Annotated in this window: 16 protein-coding genes; 9 read left to right on the top strand and 7 right to left on the bottom strand. The window is 43.4% G+C overall.

What is annotated here, in order from left to right; genetic code table 11:
• The first annotated feature begins 9 nt into the window (after window positions 1–9).
• The 4 genes from BLCOC_RS23600 (at window position 10) to BLCOC_RS23585 (ending at window position 5,441) form a co-directional block, all read left to right on the top strand.
• The gene (locus BLCOC_RS23600) at window positions 10–918 is read left to right on the top strand and encodes a carbohydrate ABC transporter permease (RefSeq protein ID WP_029471180.1); all 909 of its coding nucleotides are present in this window, start codon (window positions 10–12) and stop codon (window positions 916–918) included.
• An 83-nt stretch (window positions 919–1,001) separates the two neighbouring features.
• Window positions 1,002–2,588 (top strand): ABC transporter substrate-binding protein, encoded by a 1,587-nt coding sequence (locus tag BLCOC_RS23595; protein ID WP_018593112.1) that lies wholly within the window; start codon window positions 1,002–1,004, stop codon window positions 2,586–2,588.
• Window positions 2,589–2,714: 126 nt separating this feature from the next.
• Window positions 2,715–4,460: a glycoside hydrolase family 35 protein gene (locus BLCOC_RS23590; RefSeq protein WP_115623533.1), complete on the top strand. Its 1,746-nt coding sequence runs from the start codon at window positions 2,715–2,717 to the stop codon at window positions 4,458–4,460.
• Between the two features lie 33 nt (window positions 4,461–4,493).
• Window positions 4,494–5,441, top strand: coding sequence for an AraC family transcriptional regulator (locus tag BLCOC_RS23585; RefSeq protein WP_115623532.1), 948 nt, complete (start codon window positions 4,494–4,496; stop codon window positions 5,439–5,441).
• Window positions 5,442–5,500: 59 nt separating this feature from the next.
• Here the strand turns inward: BLCOC_RS23585 and BLCOC_RS23580 are convergent, their stop codons facing one another.
• The 5 genes from BLCOC_RS23580 to BLCOC_RS23560 all read right to left on the bottom strand — a co-directional run bounded on the left by BLCOC_RS23580 (window position 5,501) and on the right by BLCOC_RS23560 (window position 8,906).
• Window positions 5,501–5,737 (bottom strand): hypothetical protein, encoded by a 237-nt coding sequence (locus BLCOC_RS23580; RefSeq protein WP_130179933.1) that lies wholly within the window; start codon window positions 5,735–5,737, stop codon window positions 5,501–5,503.
• Entirely contained in the window at window positions 5,734–5,958 is a 225-nt protein-coding gene (locus BLCOC_RS23575) for a hypothetical protein (protein ID WP_115623531.1), read from the bottom strand. The genes BLCOC_RS23580 and BLCOC_RS23575 overlap by 4 nt, the downstream gene beginning before the upstream one ends.
• Before the next feature lie 124 nt (window positions 5,959–6,082).
• Window positions 6,083–7,291: an IS110 family RNA-guided transposase gene (locus BLCOC_RS23570; protein WP_115622407.1), complete on the bottom strand. Its 1,209-nt coding sequence runs from the start codon at window positions 7,289–7,291 to the stop codon at window positions 6,083–6,085.
• A 235-nt stretch (window positions 7,292–7,526) separates the two neighbouring features.
• Entirely contained in the window at window positions 7,527–8,510 is a 984-nt protein-coding gene (locus BLCOC_RS23565; RefSeq protein ID WP_115623530.1) for a M56 family metallopeptidase, read from the bottom strand.
• Between the two features lie 3 nt (window positions 8,511–8,513).
• Window positions 8,514–8,906, bottom strand: a complete 393-nt coding sequence (locus BLCOC_RS23560) for a BlaI/MecI/CopY family transcriptional regulator (protein WP_018593107.1) — start codon at window positions 8,904–8,906, stop codon at window positions 8,514–8,516.
• 264 nt (window positions 8,907–9,170) lie between these two features.
• On the opposite strand from BLCOC_RS23560, the gene BLCOC_RS23555 reads away from it, so the two are divergent.
• The 5 genes from BLCOC_RS23555 (at window position 9,171) to BLCOC_RS23535 (ending at window position 13,100) form a co-directional block, all read left to right on the top strand.
• The gene (locus BLCOC_RS23555; RefSeq protein ID WP_029471172.1) at window positions 9,171–9,557 is read left to right on the top strand and encodes a hypothetical protein; all 387 of its coding nucleotides are present in this window, start codon (window positions 9,171–9,173) and stop codon (window positions 9,555–9,557) included.
• A complete protein-coding gene (locus BLCOC_RS23550) occupies window positions 9,554–10,687 on the top strand; it encodes a hypothetical protein (RefSeq protein ID WP_115623529.1) in 1,134 nt (377 codons plus the stop codon). The genes BLCOC_RS23555 and BLCOC_RS23550 overlap by 4 nt, the downstream gene beginning before the upstream one ends.
• Window positions 10,688–10,859: 172 nt before the next feature.
• Window positions 10,860–11,627 (top strand): hypothetical protein, encoded by a 768-nt coding sequence (locus BLCOC_RS23545; protein WP_115623528.1) that lies wholly within the window; start codon window positions 10,860–10,862, stop codon window positions 11,625–11,627.
• Window positions 11,617–12,465 carry a hypothetical protein gene (locus BLCOC_RS23540; protein ID WP_115623527.1) on the top strand — a complete coding sequence of 283 codons (849 nt, stop codon included), beginning with the start codon at window positions 11,617–11,619 and terminating at the stop codon, window positions 12,463–12,465. Before BLCOC_RS23545 ends, BLCOC_RS23540 begins: the two co-directional genes overlap by 11 nt.
• Window positions 12,462–13,100 carry an ABC transporter ATP-binding protein gene (locus tag BLCOC_RS23535; RefSeq protein ID WP_115623526.1) on the top strand — a complete coding sequence of 213 codons (639 nt, stop codon included), beginning with the start codon at window positions 12,462–12,464 and terminating at the stop codon, window positions 13,098–13,100. Before BLCOC_RS23540 ends, BLCOC_RS23535 begins: the two co-directional genes overlap by 4 nt.
• 22 nt (window positions 13,101–13,122) lie before the next feature.
• Here the strand turns inward: BLCOC_RS23535 and BLCOC_RS23530 are convergent, their stop codons facing one another.
• Both BLCOC_RS23530 and BLCOC_RS23525 read right to left on the bottom strand, forming a co-directional pair.
• Complete coding sequence (locus BLCOC_RS23530; protein WP_115623525.1) at window positions 13,123–14,499, bottom strand: MATE family efflux transporter; 1,377 nt, start codon at window positions 14,497–14,499, stop codon at window positions 13,123–13,125.
• Between the two features lie 80 nt (window positions 14,500–14,579).
• On the bottom strand, window positions 14,580–17,066 hold the full coding sequence (locus BLCOC_RS23525) for a glycoside hydrolase family 2 TIM barrel-domain containing protein (protein WP_115623524.1): 2,487 nt from the start codon (window positions 17,064–17,066) through the stop codon (window positions 14,580–14,582).
• Between the last annotated feature and the right edge of the window lie 63 nt (window positions 17,067–17,129).

Raw genomic sequence — 17,129 nt, 5'->3', positions numbered from 1 at the left:
GTGAGTAAAGTGCAGAATCAAAATAATACAAAGATAAAAAAGGACGCCAGTACCTGGGTTGTAAAAATAATTTCTTACCTGGTGATCACAGCCTTTGCGCTGATATGTCTGCTGCCGTTTATCCTCATTATATCGGCTTCCTTTAGTACGGAAAGTGTCATTATGAAGGAAGGATTCGGCCTGCTTCCGAAAGGATTCACACTGGATGCATATACCTGGGTGTTCCGTTTTCCTAAAATGATACTTGGTTCCTATGCGGTTACCATTCTTCTTACGGTTTGCGGAACCCTTGTAGGGCTGTTCGTCATTGCCATGACAGGCTATGCACTGCAGAGAAAGGACTTTCCTTTCAGAAACTTAATATCCTTTTTCATCTATTTTACAACATTGTTTTCCGCAGGTATGGCGCCCACTTTCATCTGGGTATCCAGATATCTGCAGCTCAAAGGAACCTATTTTGCTGTGTTTTTCCAATTGCTGATGACACCATGGCTCATCATCCTGATGAAAAACTTTGCAAAATCCGTACCCTTTGAGATCACAGAGTCCGGTAAAATTGACGGAGCCGGCGACTTCAGGATTTTCATTTCCCTGATTCTGCCCATGCTGAAACCGGCACTGGCAACGGTTGGCCTGTTTCTGGCTCTGGGCTACTGGAACGAATGGTACCTCTCATCTCTGTATCTTGGCTCAGAGGTGGACTATAAGCCGCTGCAGTATTATCTGTACAACATCATAAACCAGGCGGCTGCGCTTAAGAACTCAATGGCGGGTGCTGCTGTGACGGTTGCGGACCTGCCGTCCAATACACTGAAGATGGCCACAGCAGTTGTGGCAACCGGACCGATCGTATTTTTGTATCCTTTTGTACAGAAGTATTTTATCTCCGGTATCACCGTGGGAGCAGTAAAAGGTTAAGTGTTTTTTGTATCTGCAGACTGATATGAATTACCCTGTAAGGGATTTATATGAATAAAAATTATAATGCATGGAGGATTGAAATGAGAAAGAATATCACAGTAAAACGTACTCTGGCCCTGACCATGGCGGTATTGATGGGAGCTAGCCTGGCGGGCTGCGGAAGCAAAGGCGGTGACGGCGGTTCCAAGGTAAAAGAAGACGGAACCATAGATACTTCCAGCCACGAAGTGATCAACATGCTGGTTTTGGGAAACAAACCGTCCAACGGCAGATGCGAGGCAATGCTGAAAGAGTTAAACAAAGTTCTGACTGATAAAGTGAATGCAGAGCTGGAGCTTACCTATGTGGAGTGGGCAGACTGGCAGACCCAGTATAATACACAGCTTTTGAGCGGTGATGCCTCTCTTGACATTATCACCACAGCCACAGACTGGCTGTATGGATGGGAAAATGCCCAGAAAGGCGCTTTCCTGCCGCTGACAGAAGATATGCTGAAGACTTATGCTCCAAAAACATATGAGCAGGTCAATGCGGATGGCGACTGGGAAATCTGTAAACTCAATGATGAGATCATGTTCATTCCGGAGGACAAATATACCCAGTACACAAACCACGGAATGATGTACCGCGGGGACTGGGCAAAGGAAGCAGGTATCGCGGACGGAACCATTACAAAATTTGATGATCTGACTACATATTTTAAATATGTGAAGGAGAACAAGCCGGATGTGATCCCCTGGGATGCAGGAAAGAATAATCTGGGAAGCCTTCTGGAGCCATATATTTTATCAAACACAAATTACCGTCAGTTGATCGGATGTAATGCGGGCAATTATGAGTTCTGGTTCACATCCAAAGAAGATCCTTACACAGTATCCTCTCCGTTTATGGAAGACGACGCCATCTATGAAGCAGCGGATATCATGAAAGAATGGAATGAGATCGGCGTATGGCGTGAGGATGCCCTGAATTATGACGGCGATACAAGAGTGGAAATGTATGCAGGTACCTGTGCGGCAGACCAGCATCACAGCCAGACTTACTATTCACAGGTAAAACCCAACATGGATGTAAAACAGCCGGGTTCTGATGTGAAGATGTATTACTGGGGACAGGAGAACAACAACGTGGCTAAACCCATCAAGACTCACGGTGCAGCAGCTATCAGCGCCAATTCCAGACATCCGGAAAGAGCTCTTATGGTGTATGACTTACTCCGCAATGACGAAGAGTGCTACCGTTATATCAACTATGGTGTTGAAGGCACAGACTACGTTGTGACAGAGGACGGTAAACTGGATTATCCAGAAGGATGGGATGAGGCAACTGACAAAGTGGATGCCAATTTCTGGTGCGGACGTAACGACGATCTGGAACTGCAGAATGTCAGTTGGTGGGAAGGCACCCAGGATATGATCGATAATTATGACAAGATTGCATATGATTATGAATTTGAAAATCTGATCATTGACAAAAATGCCATCGAAACACAGCAGGCAGCCATTGCCAATGTATTATCTGAATATCTTCCTCAGCTTGGTTACGGAAAATATGATGATCCGCATAAAGCCATTGACGAAATGAGAGAAAAACTGAAAGCAGCAGGATATGACGATGTAAAAGCGTCAATTCAGAAAGATATTGATGCATTCAGAGGAGAAAAGTGATAAAATCATAATTAGGAAAATTTAGTAAAAACGCATGGGAATACCAATACTGGCACAGCAAAGAGTGCCCGGCATTTGGCATTCCCATTTGCCGTATGAACAATTGAGGTTCAGAAAGGAGTAAAAGTGGAAAAATTCGAAATCAGGGAGGATTTTTATCTGGATGGCAGAAAGGTGAAGATCATCTCCGGGGGAATGCATTATTTCCGTGTGATACCTGAATATTGGAGGGACAGACTGGAAAAATTAAAAGCTTTGGGATGTAATACAGTGGAGACATATATCCCATGGAATTTGCATGAGAAGGAAAAAGGGCAGTATGAATTCAGCGGTATTTTAGATATTACACGTTATGTGAAGACTGCCCAGGAACTGGGACTGATGGTGATCTTAAGACCATCTCCGTATATCTGCGCGGAGTGGGAGTTCGGCGGACTTCCCTATTGGCTTTTAAAAGAGGACGGTATGCGCCTGCGCTGTATGTATGAACCTTACCTGAAACATGTGAGGGAATACTACCAGGAGCTTTTTAAGGTCATTGCACCTCTGCAGTTTACCCAGGGCGGTCCTGTTATCATGATGCAGGTGGAAAATGAATATGGTTATTACGGCGATGACAGGGAGTACCTGGAATACATGAAGAATCTCATGATAGAATGCGGATGTGAGGTTCCCCTTGTAACCTCAGACGGTCCGTGGGGAGATTCTTTTGACTGCGGAAAGATAGACGGTGTCCTGCAGACCGGAAACTTCGGCTCTAAGGGAAAAGAACAGTTTGCGGTTATGCGCGGGAAAATCGGCGATAAACCCCTTATGTGCATGGAATTCTGGGTGGGTTGGTTTGACAACTGGGGCGTGGAATGCCATCAAACGGGAGATTTGGATGAACATGTAAAAGATTTGGATGAAATCCTGTCTGAGGGACATGTGAACATTTATATGTTCGAGGGAGGCACGAATTTTGGCTTTACAAATGGCTCCAATTATTATGATGTGCTGACTCCAGACGTGACCTCCTACGACTATGACGCACTGCTGACTGAGGACGGAAGGATCACACCGAAATACAATGCGTTCCGCCAGGTGATCGGCAAATACGCAGAGATTCCCAAGGTGGAGCTGAGCACAGAGATAAAAAGAAAAGATTACGGAACGCTGAAGGTATCCAAAGAAGCTGGACTTTTTGGAAATCTGAAAAATATAGCCAGGCCGGTTGATTCTGTGTATCCTCAGTCCATGGAAAAACTGGGACAGGGATACGGATACATACTGTATGAAAGCCAGTTGAAATATGAGGGTCCTATTGAAAAGATCCGTCTGTGGGGCGCCAATGACAGAGCAAATCTGTTTGTGGATGAAAAGCCTGTGCTGACACTATATGACAGGGAGCTGCTGACAGAATATGAGTTTACTGAGCCGGTTCAAAAGGGGGATAAAATCTCCATTTTGATGGAAAATATGGGACGCGTAAACTTCGGCCCGGCTTTGGAACAGCAGCGCAAAGGAATAGACAGAAGTGTACAGATCAACGGCCATCAGCACTACCACTGGACAGAGTATTGCCTGCCCATGGAAGATCTGAGCGGCCTGGATTTTCAGGTTCCGGTCAAAGAAGGAGAGCCTGGATTTTATAAGTTTACGTTTGAGGCAGACGAGACAGGGGATACCTTCCTGGATTTTTCCGGATGGGGAAAGGGCTGTGTTCTGGTCAATGGATTTAATATCGGACGTTTTTGGGAGATCGGTCCCCAGAAACGGTTATATATACCGGCACCGCTCTTGAGAAAAGGAGAAAATACCATCCTTATTTTCGAGACGGAGGGAAAAGCGCCGGGCAGCATCACACTCTGCGGTGAACCGGACCTTGGCTGACATTTAGAAGTTTAGGAGGGGCGGCTGAAGAGGATGTATTACGAGATCAACGCGAATATTCTGCCGCAGATCAGATTGGTGGACACAGCGGTACTGGAACCGCCCTATGTGCACAGAAGGCGGCAGCCTGATGAATATATTCTTTATATCATGAAACAGGGAGTGCTGTATCTAAAGGAAGGCCCAAAGGAGTATGAGCTTCGGGAGGGGGACATACTCCTTTTGGATACGGAATTTGTGCATGAGGGGCTGAAGGCTTCAGAGTGCGAGTATTTTTATATCCACTTCCGCCATCCGCAGATATGCAGAAGGGATGAGGCCCCTGGGTTTATGGAAAATCTTCTGGAAATCCGGGGCAGTTGTCTGCAGCAGGACAGTGGTTCCTATAAAAGATACAGGGATGACTGCCTCTGGCTGCCCAAATTCGTCTCCCTTGGAAAAAAGAGCGGCTATCTGCGGGTGCTGCAGTTGATTCAGGAGGCCATGGAGCAGCACAGGAACCAGATGGAAAATTATAAGACAGCCTGTGAATGCAGGTTTATGGAGGCACTGGTGACAATCTCCAGGGAGTCGCTGTCCTCCTGGACAGCCAGGCCCACCCACGGGATTCCGTCCTCTTACCACAGAGTTCATGAGCTGCTGAATTATCTCAATGAAAATTATCACCGGCAGATATCCGGTGCGGGGATCGAGGAGGAATTTTCCTGTAATTTCGATTATCTGAACCGGGTGTTCAAAAAGAATATCGGGAAAACTATTTTCGCCTGCCTCAATGAGATTCGGATACACCGCGCCATGGAACTATTGGCAACCACGTCCATGAAAATATCCGCTGTGGGATACCGGGTAGGATTCAGGGATGACGGGTATTTCTGCAAGGTGTTTAAAAAATATACAGGGATATCGCCGGGGCAGTATGGGACAATGGCAGGAGTGCGGCAGTGTGAGGGAGAGGGCAGAGAGACAGCAGGAGATCACTGATGAAGTGATGTCCTGCTGTTTTTTTTAAGGTGTATATTTTAAGAACCAAAATAATTGTGTCAAATACGTTCCCAATCACTTAAGGGTTTATTGGCAGAGAAATTATATAATCGCCTATAAATGATATTATTGACTTTTTTGTATTGGTATCCAACAATATCTTTTTTAGGCAAAACGGTACTATTGATTGATGATGTTGTATTTATAGAGAAATCAGAAGATGCATTAATGATTGTAGGGCATATTGATAAGATAAACATAGAACTTGCTAAACAAATAAGTATTCTTTTTTTCATTTGAAATCTCCTTTCTCATAAATTGGTAAGTCTTTAAAGTCATTTGGAACCTGTGCTAAATCTTCTGTAGTAAAAAAATATTCTCCGTTAAGATATAAATCGTAGCATTTTCCATTTTTTAAGTAATAAGAGTTGTCTTTTTCTAAATAAAATATATCATCTCCATTCTGGTCGTATTCAGGTAAATTACGCGCTTCAAAAACGAAAGTAAAGGAAAACATAAATAAGCCTGCAAATAAAAAGTCAAGGCTAAATTGAAGAACATTGAAAATTTTATACAGGTTGAAAATTAGGTATCAAAATAAGACCACCACACCAGTGCTGGTCTGAGAATTATAATGATGATTAGGATTCTGGAAGAGATGAAAGATATTCTTTCACTCGTCCGTAATAGATTCTTAGAAACTTGTTGGCACCTGCAGTCATATAGACATAATAAGGCTTGCCTTGTGCCCGTTTCTTATCTATGAACTGATACACAGGATCATCCTGTGGGTGTGTTTTTATTAAGACATCCATTACCTGAAATAAAGTCTTTCTAAGATCAGATGAGCCTCGTTTTGAAGTTGGAACACTTTTTTGTTCATAACTTCCCGATTCATTAACACCGGGATCTACACCGGCAAAAGCAGTAATAGCACCTTTATGGGTAAAACGGGAAACATCACCAATCTCAGCCATCAATTGAGGACCAAGCGAAGCACCAACCCCTTTCATCGCCATAACAATAGGATACTCTGGGAGTTTGGATGCAGTTTCATTCATAAGTGTGCGTAGTGATTCAACGGTTGTAGAAGCACTGTTAAGCTGGTTTACAGCCTGCTTGATAATAAGCTTTGTAATGTCATCCTTAGGAAGTACAGGAACAAGTTCCTTTGCTTTTCCATAGATTTCCTCAGCTTTGGATTGGCTGAAGTTGTACTTCTTACGTTTGCACCAGTTTTGATAATGGTCGATAAAGGCATTCAGAGACATTTTACGGACACAGTCCACATGCCAGTATGTAGATGCAAAATCAACCCATTTCTGGCTGCCGTCACTGCGTGCAGGACTGTCAAAGTAAGTATTAACACCAGGATAGGTTTGGTCAAGGATGCCGATAAGATTATTTTTCATAGCCGTCTTGTGCTTCATGTAAAAGCCGAACTGACGGTTCATGGTTTTGAGCTGATTGCGTAATTCATCCATAACATTATACTGTTTAAGATTTTGCCATTTGTCAAGAGCATATCGGGCAATCTTAACAGCATCCGCTTTATCAGATTTCACTTTACGAAGAGAATCATTATCAAAGTCTTTGATAAGTTTTGGGTTAATGGCACTGACGAAAAGATTTGCCTTTGAAAGCTGATGGGCGAGGACTTCATAATAACGTCCTGTGTGCTCCATCACGATTCGGGACTCCCCTTCAACAGAGTTGATGAGTTCTACAAGTGAATGGATATCACTGGCTGTGTGTTTGATTTCGAAAGGTGCGGAAACAATTTCACCGAAAGGTCGCATGATAGCAACCATACTCTTACCTTTTGAAACATCGATACCTACTGCGTTCATAAATTGTCACTCCTTAAGATTATTGCAATGGATAAATACCAGTTTTACTCATTGCCTATTCAATCTACTGTGGTGTGACGCGAATGCACCTATGGCGATTCAACCTGCATAAAACGAACGCTGCGAATGAGGAGCTGGTTATCAGTCTAATTTACGGACGCGAAGTCCAAGATTGGAAGACGATATACCGATTGCTCCATCATTATACAGCTTAAGCAACAAGATGGATAATTCCTTACTGGCTGTAAGGGATATTAACCATAAACATATTGTAGTAGATTGAAGCTAATGCAATAAATATATTTGACTTTTTTCTATGTTTCCATTTTTTTATATAATTAAATCTTTGCTGAAGATTTTTTTTATTAGACAAATTACATAAGGCATAATAAGAAGTTTGCGCTGTCATCTTTTTTTGACTTTTTTGGGTATATTTTAACGTTTTCAATATACTGCTGGCATAGTCAAATCTATTTTGTGCAGGAACTAAAGTTTCCATTGAATGATCTACATATAATTCCTGAATTTGTTGCAGCAGAGACGGTAATAGAATTGAAACAAATATATTCCACCAGTGAATACAGGAAATAAAATCCATGATAACTTTTATCACCCAGTCCCGATGTTTAATATGTATTAATTCGTGCAGTAAAACACAGTAAAGCTCCGTCTCAGTAAACTCAATGCGGGGCAGTAATATTACCGGATGGAAGAGGCCGAAAGTTGCAGGGGTAGATATTTCTTTCATTTCAATAACTTCAAAATGATAATTTTTACGTTTGAAAATTTTTTGAAATGCTTTTTGATATACCTGGTTTATATTTTGTGATGATGATCTGGGCATTTGAGATATTTTTTTGCTCAAGCGATAATATCCAACCGATTTTTTGATAAATAAAAATGTCCCTACAACAATCCACACAATTATCATTAAATCCAAGACTGAAAAAAAACGATGGTTCTCATAAGCAATCCGGGTGGTAATTATTTTCTGTATTGTAGGTATTATTACTAATGATCCATATGTCTTAGTCAGTCCGGGTTTATATATATCCAGCGGAAAGCATCCTCTCAAAATGGTTAAAATCATCAATATATACACACTTAGAATACCCGCTTTTTGGTAGAGATAGTTCCATCTTAATGCAATATAAATAATGATACTGAGAATGGACATGGATATAGAACACGTTATTAACGCAGGTAACGATAATTCCATATTTTAACTCTCCTTTGATTTAAGATTATCAAATAGTCTTTCCATCTCGTCTATAAACGCAGCGTCTAAATGTTTGCCATTAGCCAGTGTAGAACAGTATTGTAAAATCCCGTCTTGGGGGGTGGAACTTTCAACAATCATACTCATTAATTGTTTTTGTTCTTCATAATCTTCCTGTTGGATTATGGGGATATATCCACGCCCTGTTCTTGTTGCTGTTTTAATAATAGAATCTACCTTAATGTAACCCTTTGAAGTAAGAGTTTTTAAAACCTTTACAACCGTGTTTCTGTTCAATTCCGGATTGGTTTTTAATATGTCAGAAATTACACATGGGTGTCCTATATTCCAGATAGTATACATAACAGCTTCTTCTTTTTCAAAAAGTGATATCATGTTATTCTCCTTTCTATATCAGGATAAGATATATTGTACAAAATGTCAATAGATATATTTGAGATGAATATACAAAGTTCATAAATGTAATTTGAATACATAATATTGATGTTGACAATTTGCTGATAATAAGGTATTGTTAATACATAATTATACGTAATACAGATTTTAATATATCCAGGAAAGAGGGGATTCCAATGTACAGCATATAATATTTTAGAGAATAGATTCATTGATTATCGTCTACGAAAGGAGATAGACATTATGAAGAATCGCGCAAAAAAAATCATAGCAATCGGGTTATTATTTTCAACGATATTTACATGTTCCATCCCCGTATATGCAGGCAAAGAATATTTTGCATTTACAACGAATGCTGTTGATAAAAGGACAGCGCCAGGGAAGAAAAGTGATCTGGAACAGGCAGCATATGTTACTACCACATACCATTCTACGAATAAATCCGTAGCGATCAATGTTGATAACGGCAGTATATATGGTGTAGCAACAGGCAGTTGGTCTTTTTCATCCCCAACGAAAGCAAAGAAATTAGGATATATGGGATATGCCAATATGAAGGATACTTTCTATATTCACTATGATCCCATGGGCGGTGTGGGTACAACCATCAGAGGACAGTATAATCCATGAGTAAGAAGAAGTTAAGTTTAAGAGTTATTATATTATATGCGATTTTGGGAGTGGGACTGATTTCTTGCGGCAGAGAGGAACAACCCTCTTCACTGGATACGGAAAAAGAATCAAAGACAAAAGCCGTACAAGAGTCAGAACGTTCAATTTTTGACTCGTCGGTTACTACATTCACGAGAAAAGAAGAAAACATCAGTATAGATGCTGATGTGGTGATTCCGGATACAGTAAAAGAAAAACCTGTTTATTGTGCTTCAGGAGAACCTCTGCCTTTGAGTGAAATGAGCGAAGAGATGAAAAATGATTTGCTTCCGCCTGATATTTCTCTGAAGTTTGATCATGATGAAAACAGCCCATTCTTCTCTCTGGAAAATTTAGAGGATATAGATCATGCATTTGTTCTTGCTTATAATAATTCCTGTGAATTTATTATAAATTCCGGGTTATATCAGCATTACACTAACTGCATTGTCACAGAAACCTTTGCAGAAGAGTATAATGCAGATTTATATCAGAAAAAAGAAAATCTGGATTTCATGAGCCAGGCAGATGCCGCAGATACTGTCCGCCGGCTGTTTAAAAAGTATGGTATCAATCTGGGTGAAGTGGTAACTGCTTATGTTATGGATCATGAGACCATGCAGCAGGAGGAGGATATAATAGATATCAGCGGAGAAGCAGACCCTTCCCTGAAAAAAGAATCCTGGTCCTCGGCAGATGATACCTATTATTTTTATTTCCGGCAGGAATATAACGGGATTCCTCTTATCTATAATCTTTACGCAGGCCAGGGATTTGAAGACGGTGAGGAGGCCACAGTCATGTTGAATCAATCCGGCATAGTAGGGGCTGGTATTCAAGGATGCTATGCGTGGACACAGACAGATGTAGTGGATTTAATATCACTTGATAAAGCGGCCGACACATTTTTTCAAAACTATAAGGGTCTTGTAGGTACCTCCTATGAGGTAAAACGGATTTCTTTCATGATGGATATAATTCCGGGGAAGGATAACACGGCAGAACTAAGGCCGGTATGGGTCTTTGACACCACAGTTTCAGGTGAGGACTATTCTTTTGAGAGTAAAATGGTTATAGATGCTGTGAATGGTCAGGAATTGACAGTTTAACCGGACTGCTCATTTGGAGGTTGGGGCAGACAGATTTGGCGGCTTTTGCACCCAACCTCTCAGGCACAGAAGAAATATTTAAAAAGTCCGCATTTGCAGTTTGTGTGTATGTATTTGCTGCTATGAAGCCAATAGGCTGTATAATAACAGATTAAAAAAACAGGAGAGTCATATGGGAATTTTTCGTATGGATATGAAGAGGGCTTTTCTAAATAAAAGATTTGTACTGATTGTTCTGGCAGTAGCGATTTTATGGTACGGGAACAGCCGGAGGTTCTTCCTGGAAATGGATGTTTTGGGGATATTCTTTGGAACAGTGGGACGAAGTACAGTTGTATATATTACTATGGCAGTCTGTAATGGATTTTATGGATTGAGCGTATGTGAAGATATGCAGGACCATGAAATCAAAAATATACTGTGCAGGGTTTCACTTCAAAAATATGTGTTATCCAAAGTATCAGTCTGTGTTATTGGAACCATTGCAGTCTATTGTCTGGGAACTTTTTTATATCTGGCTTTTGAATTGACTCAGTATCCTCTGGTGTCAGACAGAGGTCTGGCTGTGGAAAATTTAAAAGAGATTACAACCTTTGGGTTTATGCTTCCTGAGCACACAATGGGATTTATCTTTCTTCAAACGCTGGTGAATGGAATCTGCTGTAGTTGTATGGCGGCAGCATCCTTGGCTTTGTCTGCTTATATACGGGATGGCTTCCTGGTATTGTGCGTACCGCCTGTTTTATTCTTTATACTGATTTTTGTTTCCAATTATATTATAAAATTTTCTGCAGATGTGGAAAGTATGTTTTGGGTGGTCAATACCAGTCAGCCCTGTACCCTGTTCTTTCTGTATATTGCCATATTTGCACTCTGTTCTTATATAGGTTCCTGTATTTTGCTGTATTTTGGGATCAGGAGGTACGAGTATGAAGCATAGACATCGTATTCTGCGGATAACCAGATATCAGTTAGTACAATTGATCCGCAATCCCAGACTGTATATGATCGTTATTTGTAATTTTATATTTTTGAGTACACTGATGTCTTCCCTCCGCGCATTTTTGGAAATGCATCAGTTGAAGGCAACTCCTTTTTTATTCAGTTTTTTATTTATTCATCCATCGGTTATTTTCTGTTTTCTGGCAGGGGTGGCTCTGTTGTTCAGCAACGCACCGTTTTTTAACCGCTCCCAAATGTATTTGACCATAAGAACCGGAAAAATTGTATGGGCAGTGGGACAGATATGTTATATTATTTTGGGCAGTGTGTTATATTTTCTTATGCTTTATCTTATGAGTTTGATTTTTCTGTTTCCCCACATATCATTCAGAAATGAGTGGGGCAATGTTTGGAATACACTGGCACGGACAGATGCGGGACTTAACAGTGGAATCCCTTTGCAGGTGCCTGTAGATATTTTGAATCAGTTTAAGCCTCTGGAGGCCCTGGGTTGGACCTGTATGATGGGAATTTTAAATGCGGTTCTGATTGGTTTGGTGTTGTTTTTCTGCAACCTGTTCCTGAAACGTGAGGTGGGGATCGCGGCCGCAATGCTGGTGATCCTGGCTCCTTACCGCCTTTCTTTTATGCCAACCCCCATTCATTATCTGGCAACCGCGGCCTGGCTGGATCCCTCGTATCTGTTTTACAGTCCCACTTACAGAGGCCCTGACGCCATACAGCAAATCCTTATTTTGAGTGTTTTGATCACCATATTGTTCCTGGGATGTATATACGGTATCCTGCACAAAGATCTCCCGGAGGTTGAAGAATGAACCATACCATAGAAGTGAAAAATGTTTACAAATCATTTGAAAATATTGAGGTTCTGCATGACGTCAGCTTGCAGGCGGATAAGGGGAGTATTTGCGGAATCATAGGAAGAAATGGCTCCGGGAAGACAGTGCTTTTTAAATGTATCTGTGGTTTTCTGCAGATAGACAGGGGTGAGATACAGATAGAAGGAAAGGCTGTGGGAAGGGACAAAAGTACCCTGTCGAATCTGGGGATCATCATAGAATCACCCGGATTTTTGAGGCATTACAGCGGTTACAAAAACCTGGAATTTTTAATGGGACTAAACGGTAAGCCTGACAGGGAAAAGATAAATGATGTCTTAGACCTGGTGGGCCTTGCGGAGCAAAAGAATAAAAAAGTGGGAAAATATTCTATGGGAATGCGCCAGAGACTGGGGATTGCCCAGGCAATTATGGAGGATCAGAATATATTGATCCTGGACGAACCGATGAACGGCCTGGACAATCAAGGAGTAGAGGATATGAGGCAGTTACTGCTCAAATTAAAAGAAAAGGGAAACACGATCCTGCTGGCAAGCCATAACCAGGAGGATATCAGGCAGTTGTGCGACTCCGTATATGAGATGGATTTGGGCCGCATACAGAGAAAATAAGATAGCTGGCAGAATAGCTTTTTCAGGCATGGACCGCGACTGTTTTCGTGGTCCATTTTCTTGATCTCCAGCGTATCAGATATGCGGTGCCTCTGAAGAATTCATCCATGGCAAAGGCAATCCAGCACCCCGTCAGTCCAAGTCCCATGTGGATTCCCAGAATGTAGGAAAATAGAATGCTCATGGTCCAGCAGGATATCATGGATACGGCCATGGGATAGACCACATCGCCGGCACCCCGCAGGGAATTCTCCTCCACATGGTTGAATCCTCTGCCTATTTCCACCAGTATATCAATAAGCATCAGATGTCTGCCCATGGAAATGATCTGTGGGTCTGTGGTAAAGCATCCAAGCAGTGGTTCTGCCAGCAAAAAGATCAAAAAGGACAGCATTACATTGGCGCTTATGGTCAGCTTCAGGTTCTGCAGATTCAGACGGTAGGCCTGTTCATATTTCCCGGCTCCGGCAAGCCATCCGATCATCAGGGAGGTGGACAGGCCAAGGCTCATGCCGAATACATATACATAAAAGACAATGTTGGACACATAGATTTTGGTGGAAATGGCAGCAACCCCTAAAATGGCAATGATGGAGGTGGAGACCACCTGAGAGAGGTTGTAGGAGATGCTGCTGATCCCTCCCGGAATTCCCACCTTCAGCATGGTCACGGCGACCTTCAGGGAGGCGAAGTTTTTTTGCCTGAAATGCAGCCCAAGGGGGATTTTCCGCAGGAAGGCAAGGATCAGGAGCAGTCCGAAAAGCTGACTGCACACATAGGCTGCGGCAATACCGGATACCCCTGAGACGGGAAGTTCTATGGGTCGAAAGATGACCAGATAAGCCAGTGCTGCATTCATGCCATTCATAGTAAGTGAGACACAGACCGATATCTTTGGCTTGCCATAGCTTCTGAAAATGCCGGAGATACTGGAGGTTACTGCCTGGAAAAAGGAAAACTGCACTGCGATCCGGAAATAGGTGACGGCATAGTCTAAAACCTGTCCCTGCAGATGCATAAGGCCCAAAAGCGGCCTTGCGGCAAGGGAGAGACAGGTGCCCAGGATCAGGCTCAGGGAACCGCACAGGATAATGGAAGTAAGGGCTGCGTCAGAAGCTTTTTCCGTATTTTCCGCGCCCAGATTGTGATTGATCACAATGGAAGAGCCTGTGCTGATCACAGTATAAAATGTGAGTATCATTCCCAGAAGCTGGGTGGCAGAGCCTACGGCAGCCACCGCGTCATCTGAGTAATGGGCGAGCATCAGGGTATTGATAGTACCCATCATGTTGAGCAGCAGCATTTCCGTAAAAAAGGGAACGAAAATGCGGGACAGGGTCATAGTGCCCTGCGGTGTTTTCATAATGCTGAGTGTCTTGTCATAATGAAAGAATTTCATGGAATTTCCTTTCTGTCGGCCTGCTTCTGTTTGACCGTAAGTACCGGAGCAAGCTTGTCTGAACTCCTGTTTTCTCTATGTTATTTTAAGGAGGAAAGAGTCAGGACCGCCGTTTTTATATTTGCCTCCGCATCACCGGAAACAGTGACAGTCATTTCTTTTTCTTCATCTATATGGTTTACATAAATCAATAATCTGCCGTGATATGCCCGTCTGAAAGCGGCGCTGTAATCTGTCACATCTGTCAGATCTCCATTTTCCAAACCCAGTATTTGGCCGTTTTCCGTTTCCACATGCAAAAGTGAGCAGTCAGATAAAACAGGATTTCCCCAGGTGTCTTTCATGAGCACCTCAATCTGACGGAAAGTTGTTTTTGCGGCTGAGGGAAGGATATCCTCATAACAACGCAGGGATATCCGGCAGGCTGTGTCTGTGGTAGTCAGGGTATGGGAAACTTCGGTACCGTCCGAGGCTTTTCCAAGGGCTTTCAGCGTACCGGGAATATAGTCGGTGGTGATCATAACAGCGTCGCAGGCAGGGGGCTTTTGATAGGTGCCCAGACATTCGTCATTCAGCCATAGCTCCACCTGAGGCAGATTCGTATAACATTTCACAAGGACTTTTTCTTTTTCCGGGTAATTCCAGGTATCAGATACGGGAGTCCATTCCCCCTGGTCTGTGTCCAAGCGGGCTGTGGACAGATGTACCATAGGTTTGGCAGACCACAGACTCTGCCTGCGGTAATAACCCGGCTTTTCAAATCCCGCAAGAGTCAGAAGTCCGGCACCAGAGCCGTGGATGGGCCAGCCTTTTGCCTCTCCCAGATAATCGATCCCGGTCCAGAGAAACTGCCCTGAGATATAGGGATTTTTTGTCACAGCCTCCCACGCTTCCAGGCTGTGTCCGTTCTCGCTGCCGATGAAAGGCTTATCAGGAAATCTGCGGTGGCTTTCCTCGTATAGATGTTCCTTGTAGTTGTATCCTGCCACATCCAGGGAATCCAGAAATCCCAGCCGGGAGGACAGTTCAGGAAAGGCAGCCGCCAGGGTGACAGGACGTGTCTTATCACTTTCTTTTACGATCTTGGTAAGTCTTTCGGCCAGTACAGCAAGGCGTCCGGCATCCGGCCTTTTGGGGTTATACTGCCGTTCCTCTGCCGGTTTATCCGCGTCGTTATTGCCGGTCATGGTGGTAAAAGAGGCGTGGCAGTAAGGATCATTGGGGTAGTCGATCTCGTTGCCGATACTCCACATGATAATGGAAGGATGGCAGCGGTCCCGGCGTACCAGGTCTGTCAGGTCTTCTCTGTGCCACCTGGGAAAATCCAGATAGTACCCCTGATGCTTTGGCGGATACACATTATGTCCTGTACTCCACTTGTTTTTCGGTCCCTCCCACTCGTCGAAAGCCTCGTCTATGACAAGAAATCCCATGGAATCACATAAGTCATAAAGCTCCGGCATATGGGGATTGTGGCTCATGCGGATGGCGTTACATCCCATATCCTTCAGCTTTTTCAGACGTCTTTCCCACACAGGAACAGGAACGGCAGCGCCCAGGCAGCCGGCGTCGTGGTGAACACAAACGCCTTTTATCAGCATATTTTTGTCATTCAGGTAAAAGCCTGTATCTGCATCAAAACAGATACTCCGGATACCCACCCTGCGGCTGTCAACTCTGTAGGCTACAGCGTGGCAGGCTTGGCCGGAAACACTGTCAGCAGGGCAGATCCAGGTTTCCAGAGTATATAGATCCGGTGAATCAGGAGACCACAGGACGGGAGAAAGAACCTCACCTGCGACTTTAGCCCTGCATGCGGCACCGGCAGGGATACGCATATTTACAGAGGCTTCAGCCTGTATCCTGTTCTCCGTATAAGAGGATGTGTGGGAGTTTTCAGGTGGTGTCTCATGGGCTGGAAAATTGCAGTTTTCAATATTACTTTTTGTGTTTTCTGTCTTGATCAGTCTGAATTTAGCTGTAACCTGTACCTCCTCCAGTGTGTCATTTTTTATTTCACAGGAGGCGCAAAAAGCAGCTTTTTGAGAAGAGACCTCGGGGGTTTCAAAGGCCATGCTCCAGGGAACCATGTGCACGGGTTCCTGAACGATGAGCTGTACTTTTCTGGTGATACCGGAACCGGTGAACCAGCGGGAATCCGCAATATCCCTGTGGTCTGCGCAGACACAGATGATATTCTCCCGGTCAAAGCTGAACTGCTCTGTAATATCATAAGTAAAGGAAATATATCCGTTGGGCCTGTTTCCCAGGTAATAGCTGTTGCACCATACGCGGCTGTTCTTGTACACGCCATCGAAGGCCAGATACAGACGTTTGCCTTTCCAGGATTCATGGGGAGTGATACGGAAACGATACCATCCGATCCCCCCGGCCAGATACCCGGTGCCGCTGGAATATTCTCTGGAGAAAGGCAGGGTTACAGACCAATCATGGGGAAGGGAAACACTTTCCCAGTCTGAATCGTCGTACCATGCCTGCCAGGCATCCGGGCAGTCACCCAGGTGAAATCTACAGTTTTTATTTATGGGATAATGTGTTGTATTCATATAGAAATACCTCCTGATCTATGCTTTTGGGGAACTGTTCAGTCCCCACACGGTGTTATACTT

This window comes from Blautia coccoides, assembly GCF_034355335.1.
GTDB lineage: Bacteria > Bacillota > Clostridia > Lachnospirales > Lachnospiraceae > Blautia > Blautia producta.
This window is presented reverse-complemented; position numbering and strand designations above follow the sequence as displayed.

What these genes read in the sequence shown, in the direction of transcription:
- BLCOC_RS23595 (WP_018593112.1), top strand. Translation starts at nt 1,002, where the DNA reads ATGAGAAAGAATATCACAGTAAAACGTACTCTGGCCCTGACCATGGCG.
- BLCOC_RS23585 (WP_115623532.1), top strand. Translation starts at nt 4,494, where the DNA reads ATGTATTACGAGATCAACGCGAATATTCTGCCGCAGATCAGATTGGTG.
- BLCOC_RS23580 (WP_130179933.1), bottom strand. Translation starts at nt 5,737, where the DNA reads ATGAAAAAAAGAATACTTATTTGTTTAGCAAGTTCTATGTTTATCTTA.
- BLCOC_RS23575 (WP_115623531.1), bottom strand. Translation starts at nt 5,958, where the DNA reads ATGTTTTCCTTTACTTTCGTTTTTGAAGCGCGTAATTTACCTGAATAC.
- BLCOC_RS23570 (WP_115622407.1), bottom strand. Translation starts at nt 7,291, where the DNA reads ATGAACGCAGTAGGTATCGATGTTTCAAAAGGTAAGAGTATGGTTGCT.
- BLCOC_RS23565 (WP_115623530.1), bottom strand. Translation starts at nt 8,510, where the DNA reads ATGGAATTATCGTTACCTGCGTTAATAACGTGTTCTATATCCATGTCC.
- BLCOC_RS23560 (WP_018593107.1), bottom strand. Translation starts at nt 8,906, where the DNA reads ATGATATCACTTTTTGAAAAAGAAGAAGCTGTTATGTATACTATCTGG.
- BLCOC_RS23555 (WP_029471172.1), top strand. Translation starts at nt 9,171, where the DNA reads ATGAAGAATCGCGCAAAAAAAATCATAGCAATCGGGTTATTATTTTCA.
- BLCOC_RS23550 (WP_115623529.1), top strand. Translation starts at nt 9,554, where the DNA reads ATGAGTAAGAAGAAGTTAAGTTTAAGAGTTATTATATTATATGCGATT.
- BLCOC_RS23545 (WP_115623528.1), top strand. Translation starts at nt 10,860, where the DNA reads ATGGGAATTTTTCGTATGGATATGAAGAGGGCTTTTCTAAATAAAAGA.
- BLCOC_RS23540 (WP_115623527.1), top strand. Translation starts at nt 11,617, where the DNA reads ATGAAGCATAGACATCGTATTCTGCGGATAACCAGATATCAGTTAGTA.
- BLCOC_RS23535 (WP_115623526.1), top strand. Translation starts at nt 12,462, where the DNA reads ATGAACCATACCATAGAAGTGAAAAATGTTTACAAATCATTTGAAAAT.
- BLCOC_RS23530 (WP_115623525.1), bottom strand. Translation starts at nt 14,499, where the DNA reads ATGAAATTCTTTCATTATGACAAGACACTCAGCATTATGAAAACACCG.
- BLCOC_RS23525 (WP_115623524.1), bottom strand. Translation starts at nt 17,066, where the DNA reads ATGAATACAACACATTATCCCATAAATAAAAACTGTAGATTTCACCTG.